We start from the raw sequence: 17,677 nt of genomic DNA on the forward strand, positions 1-17,677 counted from the left end.
GGCGCTGGGTTGGCTTGTTGGCAGGCGTGGCGGCAGTTGCCGCGCTGCGCGGAAGCAGTCGCAGGCGTCATCCGGCCACTCAGGCGATCTTGAAGCGCGACACCGAGTTGCGCAGTTCCTCGGACAGCAGCGTCAGCTGGCGCACGGATTGCGCGGTCTGGCGCGTGCCGCTGGTGGTCTGCTCGGTAACCTGCAGGATGCGTTCGATATGGCGCGCCACCGTGGTGGCAAGGTCGGCCTCGTGCGAGGTGGACTGCGAGATCTGCTCGATCAGCTCCGCCAGCTGGCGCGACACGCGGCCGATCTCGACCAGCGCCGCGCCGGCGTTGTCCGACAGGCGCGCGCCTTCGACCACGCCCTGCGTGCTGCGCTCCATGGCGTGCACGGCGTCCTGGGTATCGGTCTGAATGGTGCGGATCAGCGCGCCGATCTGCTTGGTGGCCTCGCCGGAGCGTTCGGCCAGCCGCTGCACTTCCTCGGCCACCACCGAGAAGCCGCGCCCGGCTTCGCCGGCCGAGGCGGCCTGGATGGCGGCGTTCAGTGCCAGCACGTTGGTCTGCTCGGTAATGTCGGAAATCAGCTCGACGATTTCACCGATCTCCTGCGACGATTCGCCCAGGCGCTTGATCCGCTTGGAGGTTTCCTGAATCTGCTCGCGGATGTCGTTCATGCCGGAGATGGCGTTCTGCACCGCCTGCTGGCCCTGCTCGGCCGCGGTCAGCGAGGCGCGCGCCACATTGGCCGACTCGGCCGCGCCGCGCGACACCTGCGTGATGCGGTCGGCCATCTCCACCACCGATTCGCCGGTCTGGCGGATCTGGCGCGACTGCTCCTCGGTGGTCGACAGCAGCTGGGTCGAGGTGGCCTGCACCTGCCCCGACGCCTGCGTCACCTCGCCCGCGGTCTGCTGCACCCGGCCGACCAGCTCGCGCAGTTCTTCCACGGTGTAGTTGACCGAGTCGGCGATGGCACCGGTGATGTCCTCGGTCACCGTGGCCTGCCGCGTCAGGTCGCCGTCGGCGATATCCTGCAGCTCGTTCATCAGTTGCAGAATGGCCTTCTGGGTGTTGTCGTTGTTGCGCTTTTCATCGAGGCGGCGCGCTTCGGCCTCGCGTTCGCGCGCCTCGGCTTCGAGGGCGCGCATGCGCGAATCGCGCAGGTACAGCGCGGCCAGGCCGACCAGGCACAGCAGCGTCAGCAACGCCGACACCACGGTCGCGCCCAGCGTCACCGGGCGCATGCGCGCCGACTCCGCATAGGCGCGCTGCAAGGCCGACAGCTCGCCGCGCAGCGCCTCGTTGTCGTTGAAGATCTGCTGCTGCGCGCGCTTGGCGGCGATCAGGCCGGGCAGGTTCTGCAGAATGGTCTGGGTGGTCTTCTGCACCGCGTCGAAACGCTGCGACAGCTGCTTCAGGTAGCCGCGCGTCTCTTCGTCGGTGGCGGCATTCAGGCGCAGCGCTTCGCTGCCGTTCATCAGGCCGTCGAGCGTCTCGCGGAAGGTGTTGGTGTCCTTGCCGAGCAGGAACGCGGTCTCGGGGTTGACGCCTTCGCCGGCCAGGAACTCGTTCAGGTTCTTGCCCAGGCGCTGCGTCAGCATCACCAGCTGCGCGGACGCCGCCACCTCGCGCGCATTGGCGCCGGACTGCAGCTTGATCGCGGCCACCTGCTCGGCGGCTTCCAGCAGTTCGGGGTTCGACGCGTTGAAGACCTGCAGGGTCTGGCCGATCGTTGTCAGCACAGGCCGCTGGGCCAGCACGTCGGCCGCGCTCTTCTCCGAGCGCTTCCACGACGTCATCGCGGTTTCCAGCAGCGGCGCGGCATCGCCCGTGGTGGCGCGCACGTGTTTCTCGTCGCTGCCGTCCTGCAGCGCCTTCAGGTCCTTCGCCAGCGTCTCCTTGGACTCGCGCAGCTGCGTAAAGGCCTGCGCATTGCCCAGCAGCGCCACCGGCACCGCCTTGCCCAGGCGCTGCGAGTGCATCAGCATGTCGCCGGCGATCTCGATCTGCGCCGCGGCATTGTTGGCGATGCGGTTATCCAGGTACACCGAGCCCAGCAGCGCCACCAGCGACACCACCACGCCCACGGTCAGCACCCGCTGCTGCGACGAGAACGGCATGCGGCCCATCCACGCCGACACGTGCTCCAGCGGCGTGGCGCCAAGCCCGGCGGGTGCGGCCGACGCGGCAGGTGTGGCAGATGCAGGTTCCGCGGGCGCGGCTTCCCGGCCGCCGGCATAGGCCATGTCCGGCCCGCCGCCAAGGGCGGCGGCGGCGTCGGCTGCCGGCGTACGCCGGCCCAGGCTGAATTTCTTGAAACCCATGGCACCCTCTTCCGTTCTATTCGTTGTTGTGCCCGGCGGCTCGTGCCGGGTGCGCCAGGCCGGGGCCAGCGCTTGTTTCTTGCCTGCTCGCGGCGCTGCGCGCCTCAGGCCGCGCTGCGGCCCACCTGCAGGAACGCCGGCGCGTCCAGCAGCGCGCGCACGTTGAGCACCTGCCAGTCGCGCCCGTCGCGGTCGGCAAAGCGCTGGCCCTCCCAGGCCGGCACCTCATCCAGTCCCTGCGCCGCCTCCTCGTGCGGCAGCCCCAGTTCCGTGGCATGGCGCAAGCCGGCCACGCGCGTGGCCAGGATCGCGCAGGCGCGCTCCACCTGGCGCGACAGCACCACCAGCTTGCTGCCGGGCTGCACCGGCGTGGGCGCGCCGCCGCAGAACAGGCTGAAATCGATCACGCCAAGCAGGCTGCCGCGCGCATTGACCAGGCCGCTGTACCACGGCTGCGTCAGCGGCACGCGGCTGGGCGGGCGCATGTCGAGCACCTCGCCGGTCTCCGCCAGCGGCAGCAGCCAGTGGCGCGCGCCGATCTGCAGCGCCAGGTAGCTGTCTGCGGCGGGCAGGGTGCGCGCCTCGCGCAGGCGCCGGGCCAGCATGGCCTGGTAGTCCTGCAGGCGGGTGTGGCGGGCGCGTAGGTCTTGGCGTGGCGCGTTCATGTGGCGGTCCCCGGTACTGGTGGTGGCATCCCGTACGGCCGGCGCTGGCGGCTCAGTGCGCCAGCGCGGCGATCTTGCCCAGCAGTTCCTCGCCGTCGACCGGCTTGACGATGTAGTCCGACGCGCCCTGGCGCATGCCCCAGATGCGGTCGGTGTCCAGGCCCTTGCTGGTGCACATGATCACGGGGATGTCCTTGAAGCGGTCGTCGCGCTTGATCGCGCGGGTCGCCTGGTAGCCGTTCTGGCCGGGCATCACCACGTCCATGAGGATCAGGTCGAAGCTTTCCGATTCCAGGCGCGCGAAGGCCTGGTCGCTGTTGCCGGCGACCGAGACCTTGAAGCCGCGCTTGCCGAGCAGGTCGGACATGAACAGCGCTTCGGTCGGAGAGTCGTCGACGATCAGGATCTTGTTGATGGCAGTCATGAGGTTTCCTTCGGTTCGTTCACGCCGTCAGCATGCCGGCAAGGCCTTTTCCGCCACGTCGGCGCGGACCGGCAGGCAGGCCTGCACGGCCTGCAGCAACGCCTCGCGGGTGAACGGCTTGGCTAGATGGTCATGCGCCCCCACCAGCCGGCCGCGCGAGCGGTCGAACACGCCGTCGCGCGACGACAGCATGATCACGGGGATGGCGTGGAAGCGCGGGCTTTTCTTGATCAGGGAGCAGGTCTGGTATCCGTCCAGCCGGGGCATCAGGATGTCGCAGAAAACCAGGTCCGGATGCAGCTCGCCGACCTTGGCCAGCGCCTCGAAGCCGTCCTCGGCCAGCATGACCTGGTATCCCGCCTGCGACAGGAAGATTTCCGCCGTGCGGCGGATGGTGCTGGAATCGTCGATGACCAGCACCTTGCGGCGCGCGTGCGCCTGGGTGTCCGGCATTGGTACGCCAGGCGCCGCAATGCTGGCGCCGGCGGCATTGACCCGCTGGTTTTCTTCTGTATGAGCGACCCGCATGTTGTTCCCGCGACCGGCCACGCCCTGCGGCGCGCCGGCAAGCACTAGAGAACACCCGTGCGGAGCAGCGCGACCCATGCGCGCCCCGACGGACCCCCGAAAAATGATTCTGCTTCCCTTCAAGGCCGGGCCAGACCCGGCAGTGGCGGTGCGTGGAACCCGCACCTGCCTGCCGTCTTCCCCACCAATGGCGGATGGACGGCCACATAATTTGCAACAGAGTGTGACAAGACGCCGGGGGGCCGTCAATCCGGAGCGGCGGGCCCTTGACGGCGTTCTGTCGTATCGGCGCGACGCGCGTGGCCAGTGTGGCGGCTTTCTATGAAGCTTCGATGGCGCACAAGCTGGCGTCGTGCCGGGCGGCTGCCAGCGTCAGATGGCCACCATCTCGAAATCTTCCTTGCGCGCACCGCATTCCGGGCAGGTCCAGTTGATGGGCACGTCTTCCCACCGGGTACCGGGGGCGATGCCGTCTTCCGGCGCGCCTGCGGCTTCGTCGTAGATCCAGCCGCAGATCAGGCACATCCAAGTCTTGTATTCCATAACAGGCTCTGGCCACTCTCCATTAAAATCCAGCGCAGATGGTACCGAAACCGTGCCGCCCGCGCCAGCCGGCGACCGCCAGAATCGTGCCAGTTCCGCCGTGTTCGCGCATGTTAGCGCCGGATTGGCAGTCAATTGCCGTGACATTCCACGGTATTGCCTGCATGTCGACGAGACGCCGGCCGCGCCGCCACGTTCCCAGCAGTCCTTGATCCCACTCAACGCCATGTCCCGTAACCAGCAGCTCTTCGACCGCGCCCAGCAGACCATTCCTGGCGGCGTCAACTCCCCCGTGCGTGCCTTCCGCTCGGTGGGCGGCACGCCGCGCTTCATCACGCGCGCCGAAGGAGCCTATATGTGGGATGCCGATGGCCAGCGCTATATCGACTACATCGGCTCCTGGGGTCCGATGATCGTCGGCCACGCCCACCCCGAGGTGGTGCGCGCGGTGCAGGAGACCGCGGCCCACAGCTTCTCGTTCGGCGCCCCGACCGAGGCCGAGATCGCCATGGCCGAGGAAATCTGCAAGCTGGTGCCGTCGATCGAGCAGGTGCGGCTGGTGTCTTCCGGCACCGAGGCGACCATGAGCGCGCTGCGGCTGGCGCGCGGGTTTACCGGCCGCGACCTGATCATCAAGTTCGAGGGCTGCTACCACGGCCATGCCGACAGCCTGCTGGTCAAGGCCGGCTCGGGCCTGCTGACCTTTGCCGACACCACGCAGAACGCCCCCTCCTCGGCTGGCGTGCCGGCCGACGTCACGCGCCACACCATGGTGCTGGAGTACAACAACGTCGAGCAGCTGGAGCAGGCCTTCGCCAAGCACGCCGGCGAGATCGCCGCGGTGATCGTCGAGCCGGTGGCCGGCAACATGAACCTGGTGCGCGCCAGCGACGCCTTCCTGAAGGCTATGCGCGAACTGTGCAGCCGCGACGGCGCGGTGCTGATCTTCGACGAAGTGATGACCGGCTTCCGCGTGGCGCTGGGCGGCGCCCAGGCCCACTACGGCATCCGCCCGGACATGACCTGCCTGGGCAAGGTGATCGGCGGCGGCATGCCGGCGGCAGCCTTCGGCGGGCGGCGCGACATCATGGCCAAGCTGGCGCCGCTGGGCGGCGTCTACCAGGCCGGCACGCTGTCGGGCAATCCGCTGGCGGTGGCCGCCGGCCTGACCACGCTGAAGCTGATCCAGGCGCCCGGCTTCTACGACCGGCTGGCCGCGCAGACCCGCAAGCTGGCCGACGGCCTGGCCGAAGCCGCGCAGGCAGCCGGCGTGCCGTTCGCCGCGGACGCCATCGGCGGCATGTTCGGCCTGTATTTCCGCGAAGACGTGCCGGGCAGCTTCGCCGAGGTGACCAAGAGCGACACCGCGCGCTTCAATCGCTTCTTCCATGCCATGCTGGACAACGGCGTCTACCTGGCGCCGTCGGCGTTCGAGGCCGGCTTTGTCTCGGCGCAGCACGACGACGCCATCCTGGGCGCCACCTTCGATGCCGCGCGCAAGGCGTTCGCGGCGGCCTGAGGCCATGCCGGCGGGCGACGTGCCGGGGCGTCGCCTGGGCCGTCGCCTGGCAGATGGGCGGTGCGCTACACTTGGGACTCGCCAGGCCATGCCTGCCATGCCTAACCTGCGGAGTCCCACGATGCGCGCCTCTTCCTCCCTGTCCTCGCAGCTGCGCTCGCCGCTGTCCGTGCTGCGCTGGCTGCTGCTGGCGGCCATGGCCAGCCTGCTGACCGCCTGCGGCTACAACGACTTCCAGGCCAAGGACGAGGCGGTCAAGGCGGCCTGGGGCGAGGTCATCAACCAGTACCAGCGCCGTGCCGACCTGATCCCCAACCTGGTCAACACCGTCAAGGGCTACGCCACGCACGAGCGCGAGACGCTCGAAGCGGTGACCAAGGCGCGCGCGGCCGCGACCAGCATCCAGGTCTCGCCCGAGACCCTGAACGACCCGGAAGCGTTCAAGCGCTTCCAGCAGGCGCAGGGCGAACTGTCCAGCGCGCTGTCGCGCCTGCTGGCGGTGTCCGAGAACTACCCTCAACTGAAGGCCGACGCCTCCTTCCGCGACCTGCAGTCGCAGCTGGAAGGCACCGAGAACCGCATCACCGTGGCGCGCCAGCGCTACATCGCCGCGGTCCAGGACTTCAACGTCCTGGCGCGCAGCTTCCCCACCAACCTGACCGCGATGATCTTCAAGTACCCGGTCAAGCCGTCGTTCACGGTGGACAACGAGAAGGCCATCTCGACGCCGCCGGCAGTCAAGTTCTGAGGCGGCGGCCATGGGCCTGACCACCGGCCGCTCGCAGCAGCCGTCCTCCTGGCGCACCGGCCTGGCCGCGCTGCTGCTGTGGCTGGCGGCATGGCTGTGCGCGCCGGCGCTGGCGGCCGACGGCTTCGTGCCGGTGCCGCCGCTGACCCAGCGCGTCACCGACCTGACCGGCACGCTCAGCTCGCAGCAGCGCACCGCGCTGGAAAACGTACTCGCCGAATACGAGCAGCAGCGCGGCAGCCAGATCTTCGTGCTGATGGTACCGACCACCGAGCCCGAGCCCATCGACGCCTACAGCATCCGCGTGGCCGACGCCTGGCGCGCCGGGCGCAAGGGCATCGACGACGGCGTGATCGTGCTGATCGCCAAGGACAACCCGCCCGGGCTGCGCAAGATGCGGCTGGAGGTCGGCCGCGGCGTGCAGGGGTCGCTGACCGATGCCATGTCCAAGCGCATCCTGCAGGACGTGATGGCGCCGCATTTCCGCCAGAACGATTTCTATGGCGGGCTGGCGGCCGGCATCTCCGCCATCCAGGCCACCATCGACAAGGAAGGCCTGGCCGGGCCGCAGCCGCGCAAGGCGCAGCAATCCTCGGCGCTGGCGGACTGGCTGCCGGTGCTGTTCCCGCTGGCGATTATCCTGTTTTTCTTTATCGGCGCCATGCGGCGCTCGCGCGGGCCGCAGATCGTCACCACCCGGCGTGGCCGTGACGTGATCGCCGGCGGGCTGGGCGGGCTGGGCGGCTACGGCATGGGGCAGGACTGGGGACGGCGCGGCGGCGGCTTCGGAGGAGGTTTCGGCGGCGGTGGCGGCGGCGGTGGAGGCTTCAGCGGCGGAGGCGGCGGCGGCTTCGATGGCGGCGGCGCGTCCGGCAACTGGTGACACAAGGAGGAGCGACGACCATGCCCCATCTCCGACGTGCCCTGCATCATTTCGCCACCACCGCCGGCACCGCCCGCAAGCACTTCCCGGCCGAGGCCCAGCAGCAGCTCCATGCGGCCGTGCATGCCGGCGAGTCACGCCATCGCGGCGAGATCCGCGTGGTCATCGAGGCCAGCCTGCCGCTGGGCCACGCCTGGGCCGGCGTGACCCCGCGCGAGCGCGCCCGCTTCCTGTTCGGCGCGCTTGAAGTCTGGAATACCGCCGACCATACCGGCGTGCTGCTCTATATCAACCTGGCCGACCACGCCGTCGAGCTGCTGGCCGACCGCGGCATCGACGCCAGCGTAGGGCCGGCGGTCTGGCGCGAACTGTGCGACGAACTGGCGCACGGGCTGAAGCAGGACCTGTCGGTGACGCCGGTGCTGGTGACGGTGGCGCGCATCCATGAGCTGCTGGCCAGCCATTTCCCGTCGGATGGGGGGCACAACCCCAATGAGCTGGACGACCGGCCGATCGTGATCTAGCGGATTCCCCTGCGCAAGCGTTCACGGGTGAAACATCCTTTTGCCCGATATGGCGACCCGGGGCCATGCCATTACGCTTGGTGGACAAGCAAGCATCACGGCGGGGCGAAGATTCCGCTGGATAGACGGGGGAAACCATGTCAGAAATCCTGGCGGCAAACGATCGGCCCAACGCGGCAGCCAAGTTGAACCTTCGGGAAGTACTGCTGGAGGTGATACTCAGATGTTCCACCGCCCTCATGCTGTGCCTATTCGCCTATTCGGCGATACGGCAGTGGCTGGCCGATCCATCACGCGTCACTCTGCTGTTGCTGGTGATTGCAAGCTGCCTGACGATCGGCCTGTCCCTCTTCGTCCGGGTGCCGAAAAAGCGGGACTGGAATCCGATCACCGTCCTGTGCTCGTTGGGGGCTTCTTACTATTTCCTTGGCATCAAGCTGGCACCTGGGCAACACCTGGCGCCGGAAATAGTGGGCGCGTGCCTGCAGCTTGTCGGGATTTCATGGCAGATCTACGCCAAGCTGACGCTGCGCTTCTCGTTCGGGATACTGCCTGCCAACCGCGGGATCGTATCGCACGGGGCTTACCGGTTCGTGCGGCACCCGATCTACCTTGGCTACCTCATCGCTGATGTGGGCTTCCTGCTCACAAACTTCGGCCTGCAGAATTTGTTAGTCTACACCGGCCTGTATGCGCTTCAGGCTGTGCGGATCAACCGGGAAGAGGCGCTACTGTCCAACGATCCCGAATATCGGCAGTATCGCGAGAAAGTCCGTTTTCGCGCCGTTCCAGGCATTTACTGATCAGTGTGTTCACCCGCGAAGGTTTCAGCGAAAACCAGCAGCCACCGGCGCGCGCCGCGCGCCCATCAGGTACCACACCGCCGCCAGCACCTGCAGGACCACCAGCCCCCCCCACGCCGTCATGTGCGCCGCCTTCGGGTAGTGACCGCCGCTGGACGGCCACAGGTCCAGAACAAATCCCACACCGACCTGGCACGCAAAGGTCGACAGGAACACCGTCAGCGTCAGCGCCGTGGTGGCCCGCCCGATCAGGGCGTCGGGGAAGCTGCGCGCCAGCACCGCGTAGGTCAGGATGCCGCTGGAGCCGAACACGCCGTAGGCGGCCCACAGCAGCACGGGCGGCAGCGGCACCTGCGCCATCAGCAACGCCTGCACCACGATAAAGCCGGTCATGCCGATGCCGGCAAACGCATAAAGGCTGACGCCGATGCGCTCCAGGTGGCGCGCCGCCCAGCCCGAACCGACGCAGCCCGCCATCATTGCAAAGCCGATCACCGAGACCAGCCGCGCACTGGTGGCCGGATCGAAGCCCGGCACATCGCGCAGGAAGGCACCGACCCACAGCGTCTGCACCGCCAGGAACACGCCCTGGTTCAGCAGCGTCAGCGGCACCACGCGCCAGAAGCGCTCGCTGACCACGATCTGGCGCGTGCCGCGCAGCTGCTCGCGCAGGCTTTCCTTGCCGGCGCGCGGCTTGTCGGGAACGACGAACCACAGCAGCGCCGCCATCGCCAGCGACACAACCGCCAGCCCGGCGCTGACCATGCGCCAGTCCGTCAGCGACAGCAGCCACGACAGCGGAGTGCCGACCAGCACCGCGCCGAACCCGCCGATCGCCATCACCACGCCGTTGAGCAACGGCATGCGCGACAGCGGGAACCACATCGACAGCGCCTGGATGGCGGCGCCAAGGCACACCGATACGCCCACGCCAATCAGCAGCCGGCCGGCGGCCAGCCCCGCCATGCCCGGCGCCAGCGCGAACACCAGCGAGCCGGCAACGGCCACCAGCAGCATCGTCGCCTCGGTGCGGCGCGGGCCGAAACGGTCCAGCAGGATGCCGGCGGGCAGCTGGGCACAGGCAAAGCCAAGGAAATAGAAGCTGGTGAGCAAACCCAGGTCGCCGGCATTGAGCCCCAGTTCGCGCGTCAGGTGCGGCGCGAAGCCCAGGTTGACCCCGCGGAACACATAGGACACCAGGAAGCCCAGCGAGAACACGGCCAGCACGCGCCAGCGCGCGTGGGCTTGTTCCGTTGGCGCCGGGACGGAAGACAAAGCGGATGAAGTGGTAGTCGTCATGGCCCGCATTGTCGTCCCCATTCCGGTGCAAGGCCAACGAAACATACCCGCGGCGATTGTGAGTAGAATTTGACGGCCATGTCCAGATCCCCCGGCAAACCCGCCCATCGCCCCGTCCACCTGCCCCCACTGCAAGCGCTGCGTGCGCTGGAGGCGGCCACGCGCCACCGCAGCTTCTCGCGCGCGGCCGAAGAGCTGGCGCTGACGCACAGCGCCATCAGCCACCATATCCGCGGGCTGGAAGCCAGCCTGGGCACCAAGCTGTTCCAGCGCAGCGGCAGCCAGATGACGCCGACCAGCGCTGGCGCGCGGCTGGCCGAACAGGTGCGCGCCGCGCTCGACAGCATCGAAAGCGCGCTGCGCGAGGCCGGCAACAGCGCCGCGCCGCCGGTGGTACGGCTGCAGGTCAGCGTGATGGAGGACCTGGCCAATGCCTGGCTGATCCGGCGGCTGCCCAGCCTGCATGCACAGGTGCCGTCGCTGGACCTGCATTTGCGGCTGCACGCCGAGATCAGCCCGCCCGACCCGTACAGCGTCGACGTCGGCATCTGGCACCAGCGCGTGGACCTGCCCGGCTTCGAGTGCCACAACCTGATCGAGGACCACGTCATCGCCGTAGCCAGCCCGGCGCTGCTGGCGCGCTACCCCGGCTTCACGCTGGCCGACGTGCCGCGCCTGCCGATGCTGCGCTTTGCGCTGCGCCCATGGCGCGACTGGCTGGAAGCTGCCGGCCTGCCGGGTGACGAGCCCGAGCGCGGCCCGATCTTCCAGGATGCGGGGCTGATGCTGCAGTCGGCCGTGGCCGGACTGGGCCTTGCCACCGCGCGCGCGCAGCTGGCGCATGACTACTTGTCCAGCGGCCAACTGGTGCAGATCGGCTCGACCCGGATCCCATCCAGCCTGCACTACTGGGTCACCTGGCGCGAAGGCAACCCGCGGGAAAAGGCGATCCATGCCTTCCACGCCTGGCTTCAGGAGCAGGTGCGCGGCGATGCCATGCAAACGCATGCCACCGTCGGCGGGCAACGCCAGCAGTTTCAATCATGAAATTGTTTCGTACGTCGAAGTTGACAATACGAATCATTTTCGATAACGCCAGGCAATTCAAAGGCTGGCCGGCGATCGCGGCGCCGGGGGCGGTGTTTCTGAACGCGACCTTCGACTCCCGCGAAAACCGCCTGAGTTTCATCAATGCAACCGATTTGTCAGCCGTGCCAGCGCGCAGGAATCTCCCGCGCCACCCATCCAAAAAGATGAGGCCGGGCCTTCGGCGTCATCCGCAAAACCATGCAAATGCTTGTCATCGGCCGTCCCAGGAGGCCTCCAGCACGGTTACGCCCGGCTGTAAAGCGCTAAAAGGTTGAGCCAGGCGAAGCCTGGCACACCGGTTCCGCTTAAAAAGGCTTCATCCCGTTGTAAAGGAAATGCAACTCCGGCGATCGGGCCGCCGCGTGCATCATCGGAGCCATGGCGCCCGAACCTCCAAAATGCCGCCTCCCCTCTTTCGGATGGCCGCGAATCCCTCCAGGTAGACCTTTCGGCACTCCATTTCGTAAAACTGTGACGTATACCTGACGTCGACAACCTCACTCATGCTGCATTGCACCATGAACCAGGCCGGGGATGTATCAGGATCGGAACGTTTTCTCACGCCACGGCGGCGGCCGGAACTCCCACTTTTTACGTTTCTCTTTTCGAATCAATGACTTGTGCCGCACTGGCACGTTCGTCGCACTTATGTCCCCGCGAACAGAAGCCCGACACAGGGGAAGTCTGAAACGGAAGCGGCAAACATACTGGCATGCGTTCGCCGAAGGTCAGTTTCAGAACGATCCTCGTATCCCAGGACGGGGCGTCGGGCTGGTGCTGTAAGCGTTGGGCCACGCCGCAGGGACTGGCTCGCACCGGCGGGTCGTTGCAGAGGCCGCCGACAAGATTAGAGGGAGGTCTTTCAGGACACGGGCCGCGCGCTTGCGCGTGGGCCGTGCAACCTGGAAGAACCCTGCCAGCCCGGACCACCGGGCGGCGAAAACGGGATCGCGGACGCACGGCTTGCCGGCGCGTCTGGAAAGAATGGGGTGCTGACCGGCCTGCCATGCAGGCGCTGCGAGACACCGCTGCCGTGACCGATGCCATCGACATCGGCGCGGCAGCGGCGGACTACGCGGCGCATCGGCGGGACGGCAAGAACAGAATTCGGGGAGGACGCCGGTTCGAGGCATCGATGATGCAGCGACGGCGCAGGCCTTATGGCCACCGAATCCGGTGCGTGGCAACCGCCGCCGCCGGTTTCGTCTGATAAGAAGAAATCCGGGGAAATCGTATGAGCGCGTATGCCAACCGCCCGCTGCTGTACCTGTCGCAGCATCACGACGCCATGCTCTGCAGGGTCCTGTCGCAACGGGGCTGGAAGCTCAGTTTCGCGTCAAACCTGCAGGAACTGCATGCGCTGGCCCACACCTCCCAGCCGGCCGCCGCGCTGCTCGACGTGCACAGCGGCTTCAGCGATGCCGAGCTGGAATCGTTCGAACCGTGGCTGGCCCAACCGCAATTCGGCTGGATCGGCATCGTCGCCAGCCGCGAGGCGCTGAGCGAAGCGGCACGCCGCCTGCTCGGGCTCTACTTCGTCGACTACTACACCTCCCCGTTCGAGTCCGCCGACCTGGCTCACTCGCTCGGCCATGCGCAGGGCATGGCGCAGATGCGGCCCGCCGTGCAGCGCGCGGCGGCCAGCTCGCGCCCGGACGGCATGATCGGGACCTGTTCCGCCATGCAAACGCTGTTCCGCGGCATCGAGAAGGTCTCGCGCTGGGACACCCCGGTACTGATCTCGGGCGAGTCCGGCACCGGCAAGGAACTCGCCGCGCAGGCCATCCACCATGCCAGCGAACGCGCGCAAAAGCCCTTCGTTGCCGTCAACTGTGCCGCCATCCCGCCCACGCTGCTGATGTCGGAACTGTTCGGCTACGAGCGCGGCGCCTTCACTGGCGCCACCAAGCGCAAGCCGGGGCGCATCGAGATGGCACAGGGCGGCACGCTGTTCCTCGATGAAATCGGCGACATGCCGCTGGAAAGCCAGACCAGCCTGCTGCGCTTCCTGGAGACCGGACGCATCGAGCGCCTCGGCGGCACCGAATCCATCGAAGTCGACGTGCGCATCATCTCCGCAACCCACGTCGACCTCGACGCCGCCATCGCCGCCGAACGCTTCCGCGGCGACCTCTACCACCGCCTGTGCGTGCTGCGGGTACGCCAGCCGCCGCTGCGCGAACGCGGCAGCGACATCATGCTGATCGCCGAGCACGTGCTCGACGGCGTGCGCAAGCAATCGCCGGCCCGCATCCGCGGCTTCTCGCCGACCGCGCTGCGCGCGATCCAGCAGCACAACTGGCCCGGCAACGTGCGCGAGCTGATCAACCGCATCCGGCATGCGGCGGCGATGTGCGAGGACGGCGTGATCCAGCCGGCGGACCTGGAACTGGCGACGCCTGTGGAAGAACGGCCGAAGACGCTGGCGGCGATCCGCGAGGAAGCGGAACAGCATGCGATCGTCGAGGCGCTGCAGCGTAATCATGAGCGGCTGATTGACGTGGCGGCGGAACTGGGGATTTCGCGGGTGACGTTGTTCCGGCTGATGCGGGATTACAAGCTGCAGGTGAGGAAGGGGGATATGGGGATGGTGTGTGTGCAGGGAAGTTGAGGCGGGAGGCCGCCCAGGCCAGCCGCACCATCACTCTCGACATTGCTGGCGGGGTCGATCGCGATTCCGCCAGAACTTGGCGCCTTCGGTGGTCTCGATCCACAGACCCAGGATGTCGCGGGTGCCGTCCGGCAGCACGCCCAAGGCCAGGTAGACGGCCTTGTTGCGCACCACGCCGTCCTCGCGCATCTTGACCCGCAGCGCGTCGAAGAACACCACCGGGTACATCACCTCCAGCGGACGGCCCTGCCAGGCGGTGACTTCGTCCAGAAGGTGTTCAATGATCTGAAGACCCGCGGCACCCAGGACATCCTGATCGCGGTCACCGATGGCCTCAAGGGCATGGAACAGGCTCTGAACGCGGTGTTCCCCCAAACGACGCTGCAGACCTGCATCGTGCATCTGATCCGGAACAGCCTGGAGTACGCCAGTTGGAAGGAGCGCCGGGCCGTGGCGGCGGCGCTCAAGCCTGTGTACACGGCCCCCAGCGTGGAGGCTGCGTTGGCCGAGCTGGAGGCCTTCGAGCAAGGGCAATGGGGTAAGGACTACCCTCCGATCGCCGCGTCCTGGCGTCGCGCCTGGGATCAGGTGATCCCATTCTTTGCGTTCCCGCCGGCGATTCGCAAGATCATCTACACGACGGATGAAATTGACAAGCGCCCGCGTTCTTCCACTCCTTTACGGCGTCCGTATTGGCGACCACGGAGCGCGTACCGCACTTGCCTGCGGCCGCGCTTGCTTCCAGCGCGAGAACAGGCGTTGGTAAGCCTGCTCGGCTTGCTCGCCGACTGCACGCTCCAAATCCCGGACGGACTTCAGATTGTAGGCCGCGGCAGAACCCTTGCGGCTACCGCAGCGCGCAGGAGGCATGCCTGCAATTCCAACTCACGGGTCTTTCGCGCTGTCAGCGCTGGGCGATCCCACGCGAAGGATTCGTTACGCGTGAGCACGTGCCAGACGATTATTGCCAGCTTGCGCGCGGTGGCAACAGCCGCGATCTGCTGACCACGATGATCCCGGATGCGCAAGAAGAAGGCACGAATGGGGCCGGCCGTTTGCGCTGCTGCCCAGGCAGCCTCGACTAGCATGGCACGCGCGTAGGAGCGTTCGCGCTTGCTGATGTGTCCGTGCTTTGCTGGTTGCAAGCCGGATTGGTAGACCGAAGGATTGAGGCCAAAGTAGCTGACCAGTTTCTCCGGCGATCGAAAGCGAGCAATATCGCCGATGGCTGAGAGCAAGCCGATCGCAATGGTGGTGTTGATGCCGGTGATGGTCAGGAGCTTGCACAGCCTGTCGTCCTGAATAGCGGATTGGGCCAGGATGCGCTCGACCTCCTGTAAATTCTCTGCCAGCCGGTCCAGCTCGTGCAACCGCTGGTCGATCCCGATGCGTTCATCCGTGGGTAGCTGCTGCAGGCTCAGCCAGGCTCGCCCTTTCTTGCCAAACAGGTCTGTCGCGGGACACCGCTCGATGAGATGTGCGGCAAGGACAGCGTGAATCTCATTCTTGAGCCGGGTCCGCTGCCGCACGATCTGGGCTCGGCGCGACACCTGCCGTCGCATTGCTTGCGTAGCCTCGTCTGGAATCCAAACCTCGGGCAGGAAGCCGCTCGCGTAGAGTTGCGCGAGGATCGCCGCATCGATCTTATCGGTCTTCACGCGCGCTTCCGCAATCAGACGGACTTGCAGCGGGTTGGCGACGATGACTCTGGCAACATGACCTCTCAATACATTCGCAATAGCGATCGTATTGCCGGTCGCCTCGAGTACCACGTGGTCGTCAGGCTTTAGCCTGGCAGCAAAGCGTGCAGCTCATCGCGTCGCAGTCCGACGCGCCCGCCGGCGCGTAGCAGGCCGTTGTCCAGATAGGCAATCTCAGCCACCGATCGCGATACATCCAGTCCTATCACTCGCATTGGCGTCTCCCATGGGAAACATCACAAATGGGAGCCGGTGGGACAGCACGACAACTACGGATTCGCGCTCGCAGCGCAACCGGGCGGGTCGCAGGCGCGGCCAACTACTAACACGAGCTCGCAGCTCAACGTATATGAACGGCCTGCCCACCCGAAGTGCTCCCCGGTGCCCCTGTCCCATACACCAAGTTACTCGGTGAGGACGAGGGGCACCGGTTCCTATCATGCCGGTTACCAACGCGATCGAGAGCCTCAACGCCCAACTGCGCAAGATCATCAAGACACGGGGCCACTTCCCCAGCGATGAGGCGGCGACCAAGCTCCTGTGGCTGGCCCTACGCAACATCACCGGGAAGTGGGGCAGTTCAACGCATGACTGGAAGGCCGCCATGAACCAGTTTGCGATCCTCTATGAGGAACGCTTCACCCATCCGCATCGTTGAGATAACGCTGGCTCACCGGCTAAGTTGACGGTGAGCCCAGCTGCCCTGAACACAAAAACGCTGACAGCCCCCGCCAGCAATGTGCCATTCATGCGTTACCAGCTTGGGGCCCGGCACGCTTCCCTGCCAATAAGAGGCGGCCGCAACGCTGGGCGGCCGCCCCCTGCACAGTCATCTGTCAGCTGCGCTTGCCGGCCACCAGTGAAATGATTTTGCCGTCCCCACCTGCGCGGCGCTGCGGACGGCGCGTATGGTATCGGCGCTTGACCAGGTAAATCGGCCTGCCTTTCGATTCCTCATAGATGCGCCCGATATATTGGCCAACAAGGCCAAGGCCAATCAGCTGCACTCCGCTGAAAAACAGCAGCAGCGCAATCACCGGCGCATGGCTGGGCACGTCCCCGTCTCCCATCGCACTACGTGCGACGATGGACAGGCCGTAGCAGATCGAAACCAGCGCGATGCACGAGCCAAGGTACATCCAGCCACGCAACGGAGCCGAACCAAAGCTCGCGATATCGGCCAGCGCAGCTCTCCACCGCCCGCCTCCCCGCTCGTTCGATGCGCCTTCACGGCCCCGATCGCGCTGATACGGCACGAGCACGGTACTGAAGCCCACCCAGGTGAACAGGCCCTTCATGAAACGGTGCGTTTCGGGAAGCTGCTTGAGGGCATTCACCACCGCACGATCCATCAGACGGAATTCACCGACATTGCGGGGAATCTTCACGCCCGACAGTGCGTTGTGCAAGCAGTCGCAAAAGGCTCCGGCCAATCGCTTCACGTACGAGCCATCACCGGGGCCCGTGCATTGGGCAAGCACTACCTCCGCGCCTTGTCGCCAGCACTGGACCAGCGTCGGGATCAGCTCGGGCGGATCACGCAGGTCCGCATCGAACGGAATCACGGCGTCCCCGAGTGCCTCGTCCATGCCCGCAGTCAGGGCTGCCTCCTTGCCAAAGCAGCGCGTCAGCTCGATCACGCGAATCCTGCCATCACGGCGCGCGGCTTCGACAAGTCTGGGCAGCGTATCGTCCGTACTACCATCGTTGATGCAGACGATCTCGAACTGCGTGGCGTGCAGGGATTCCAGGATCGGCAACACGCGCGCAAGGAAGGCATCGATCGCCGCGCCGTTGTTCTGGAACGGCACCACTAACGACAGGAGCTGGGTTTCATAGTTGGACATGACCTGGATCCTCCGATGCTCACAACAACTGCATCAGGGGGCGTGCGCGTGTGCAACCACACCGGCTGTCGATACGAACATCTTCCCCCGAACTTCTTTCTAGTCTTGTGCGGCGTCACCTTGATGTGCATAGCGGGCGCGCAACTGTTCTTCCTCGCCCAGTCTTGTCGCGCA

At 66.5% G+C, this 17,677-nt stretch carries 17 protein-coding genes and 3 pseudogenes; 11 read left to right on the forward strand and 9 right to left on the reverse strand.

Features of this window, described 5'->3' with window-relative positions:
• Positions 1 to 79: 79 nt before the first annotated feature.
• The 5 genes from IPF36_RS28560 to IPF36_RS28580 form a co-directional block, all read right to left on the reverse strand.
• The gene (locus IPF36_RS28560; protein ID WP_195431652.1) at positions 80 to 2,320 is read right to left on the reverse strand and encodes a methyl-accepting chemotaxis protein; all 2,241 of its coding nucleotides are present in this window, start codon (positions 2,318 to 2,320) and stop codon (positions 80 to 82) included.
• Between the two features lie 104 nt (positions 2,321 to 2,424).
• On the reverse strand, positions 2,425 to 2,985 hold the full coding sequence (locus IPF36_RS28565) for a chemotaxis protein CheW (RefSeq protein WP_135704730.1): 561 nt from the start codon (positions 2,983 to 2,985) through the stop codon (positions 2,425 to 2,427).
• 52 nt (positions 2,986 to 3,037) lie between these two features.
• Complete coding sequence (locus IPF36_RS28570) at positions 3,038 to 3,409, reverse strand: PleD family two-component system response regulator (RefSeq protein WP_029045760.1); 372 nt, start codon at positions 3,407 to 3,409, stop codon at positions 3,038 to 3,040.
• Between the two features lie 27 nt (positions 3,410 to 3,436).
• Positions 3,437 to 3,937, reverse strand: a complete 501-nt coding sequence (locus tag IPF36_RS28575) for a response regulator (protein ID WP_133093966.1) — start codon at positions 3,935 to 3,937, stop codon at positions 3,437 to 3,439.
• Between the two features lie 372 nt (positions 3,938 to 4,309).
• On the reverse strand, positions 4,310 to 4,480 hold the full coding sequence (locus IPF36_RS28580; protein ID WP_010813017.1) for a rubredoxin: 171 nt from the start codon (positions 4,478 to 4,480) through the stop codon (positions 4,310 to 4,312).
• A gap of 226 nt (positions 4,481 to 4,706) precedes the next feature.
• Between IPF36_RS28580 and hemL the strand changes: the two genes are divergently transcribed.
• From hemL to IPF36_RS28605, 5 genes are all read left to right on the forward strand, one after another.
• Complete coding sequence (gene hemL, locus IPF36_RS28585) at positions 4,707 to 5,999, forward strand: glutamate-1-semialdehyde 2,1-aminomutase (RefSeq protein ID WP_195431656.1); 1,293 nt, start codon at positions 4,707 to 4,709, stop codon at positions 5,997 to 5,999.
• Positions 6,000 to 6,120: 121 nt separating this feature from the next.
• Positions 6,121 to 6,747, forward strand: coding sequence for a LemA family protein (locus IPF36_RS28590; RefSeq protein ID WP_195431658.1), 627 nt, complete (start codon positions 6,121 to 6,123; stop codon positions 6,745 to 6,747).
• A gap of 10 nt (positions 6,748 to 6,757) precedes the next feature.
• Complete coding sequence (locus IPF36_RS28595) at positions 6,758 to 7,630, forward strand: YgcG family protein (protein WP_195431660.1); 873 nt, start codon at positions 6,758 to 6,760, stop codon at positions 7,628 to 7,630.
• Between the two features lie 20 nt (positions 7,631 to 7,650).
• On the forward strand, positions 7,651 to 8,154 hold the full coding sequence (locus tag IPF36_RS28600) for a TPM domain-containing protein (protein ID WP_195431661.1): 504 nt from the start codon (positions 7,651 to 7,653) through the stop codon (positions 8,152 to 8,154).
• Positions 8,155 to 8,291: 137 nt separating this feature from the next.
• Positions 8,292 to 8,957, forward strand: coding sequence for an isoprenylcysteine carboxylmethyltransferase family protein (locus IPF36_RS28605; protein ID WP_195431662.1), 666 nt, complete (start codon positions 8,292 to 8,294; stop codon positions 8,955 to 8,957).
• Between the two features lie 24 nt (positions 8,958 to 8,981).
• Here IPF36_RS28605 and IPF36_RS28610 read toward each other — a convergent pair whose 3' ends face one another.
• Positions 8,982 to 10,256, reverse strand: coding sequence for a nitrate/nitrite transporter (locus IPF36_RS28610; protein ID WP_195431663.1), 1,275 nt, complete (start codon positions 10,254 to 10,256; stop codon positions 8,982 to 8,984).
• Between the two features lie 78 nt (positions 10,257 to 10,334).
• On the opposite strand from IPF36_RS28610, the gene IPF36_RS28615 reads away from it, so the two are divergent.
• The 4 genes from IPF36_RS28615 (at position 10,335) to IPF36_RS28630 (ending at position 13,956) form a co-directional block, all read left to right on the forward strand.
• A complete protein-coding gene (locus IPF36_RS28615; RefSeq protein WP_133093959.1) occupies positions 10,335 to 11,303 on the forward strand; it encodes a LysR substrate-binding domain-containing protein in 969 nt (322 codons plus the stop codon).
• On the forward strand, positions 11,300 to 11,620 hold the full coding sequence (locus tag IPF36_RS28620; RefSeq protein WP_195431664.1) for a hypothetical protein: 321 nt from the start codon (positions 11,300 to 11,302) through the stop codon (positions 11,618 to 11,620). The genes IPF36_RS28615 and IPF36_RS28620 overlap by 4 nt, the downstream gene beginning before the upstream one ends.
• A 758-nt stretch (positions 11,621 to 12,378) precedes the next feature.
• A complete protein-coding gene (locus IPF36_RS28625) occupies positions 12,379 to 12,555 on the forward strand; it encodes a hypothetical protein (protein ID WP_165971451.1) in 177 nt (58 codons plus the stop codon).
• Positions 12,556 to 12,579: 24 nt separating this feature from the next.
• The gene (locus IPF36_RS28630) at positions 12,580 to 13,956 is read left to right on the forward strand and encodes a sigma-54 dependent transcriptional regulator (RefSeq protein ID WP_195431665.1); all 1,377 of its coding nucleotides are present in this window, start codon (positions 12,580 to 12,582) and stop codon (positions 13,954 to 13,956) included.
• 69 nt (positions 13,957 to 14,025) lie between these two features.
• Here the strand turns inward: IPF36_RS28630 and IPF36_RS28635 are convergent.
• Positions 14,026 to 14,229 (reverse strand): annotated as a pseudogene (locus tag IPF36_RS28635) (transposase); the annotation flags it as partial.
• Between IPF36_RS28635 and IPF36_RS28640 the strand changes: the two are divergent.
• Positions 14,227 to 14,610 (forward strand): annotated as a pseudogene (locus IPF36_RS28640) (transposase); the annotation flags it as partial. The pseudogenes IPF36_RS28635 and IPF36_RS28640 sit on opposite strands and share 3 nt — an antisense overlap.
• A 161-nt stretch (positions 14,611 to 14,771) precedes the next feature.
• Here IPF36_RS28640 and IPF36_RS28645 read toward each other — a convergent pair.
• Positions 14,772 to 15,728 (reverse strand): IS110 family transposase, encoded by a 957-nt coding sequence (locus tag IPF36_RS28645; protein WP_368671208.1) that lies wholly within the window; start codon positions 15,726 to 15,728, stop codon positions 14,772 to 14,774.
• A 376-nt stretch (positions 15,729 to 16,104) separates the two neighbouring features.
• Between IPF36_RS28645 and IPF36_RS28650 the strand changes: the two are divergent.
• Positions 16,105 to 16,314 (forward strand): annotated as a pseudogene (locus IPF36_RS28650) (transposase); the annotation flags it as partial.
• 178 nt (positions 16,315 to 16,492) lie between these two features.
• On the opposite strand, the gene IPF36_RS28655 reads toward IPF36_RS28650, so the two are convergent.
• Positions 16,493 to 17,503 carry a glycosyltransferase family 2 protein gene (locus IPF36_RS28655; RefSeq protein ID WP_195431666.1) on the reverse strand — a complete coding sequence of 337 codons (1,011 nt, stop codon included), beginning with the start codon at positions 17,501 to 17,503 and terminating at the stop codon, positions 16,493 to 16,495.
• Positions 17,504 to 17,677: the final 174 nt, after the last annotated feature.

The sequence above is a fragment of the Cupriavidus sp. IK-TO18 genome (assembly GCF_015549295.1).
GTDB lineage: Bacteria > Pseudomonadota > Gammaproteobacteria > Burkholderiales > Burkholderiaceae > Cupriavidus > Cupriavidus oxalaticus_A.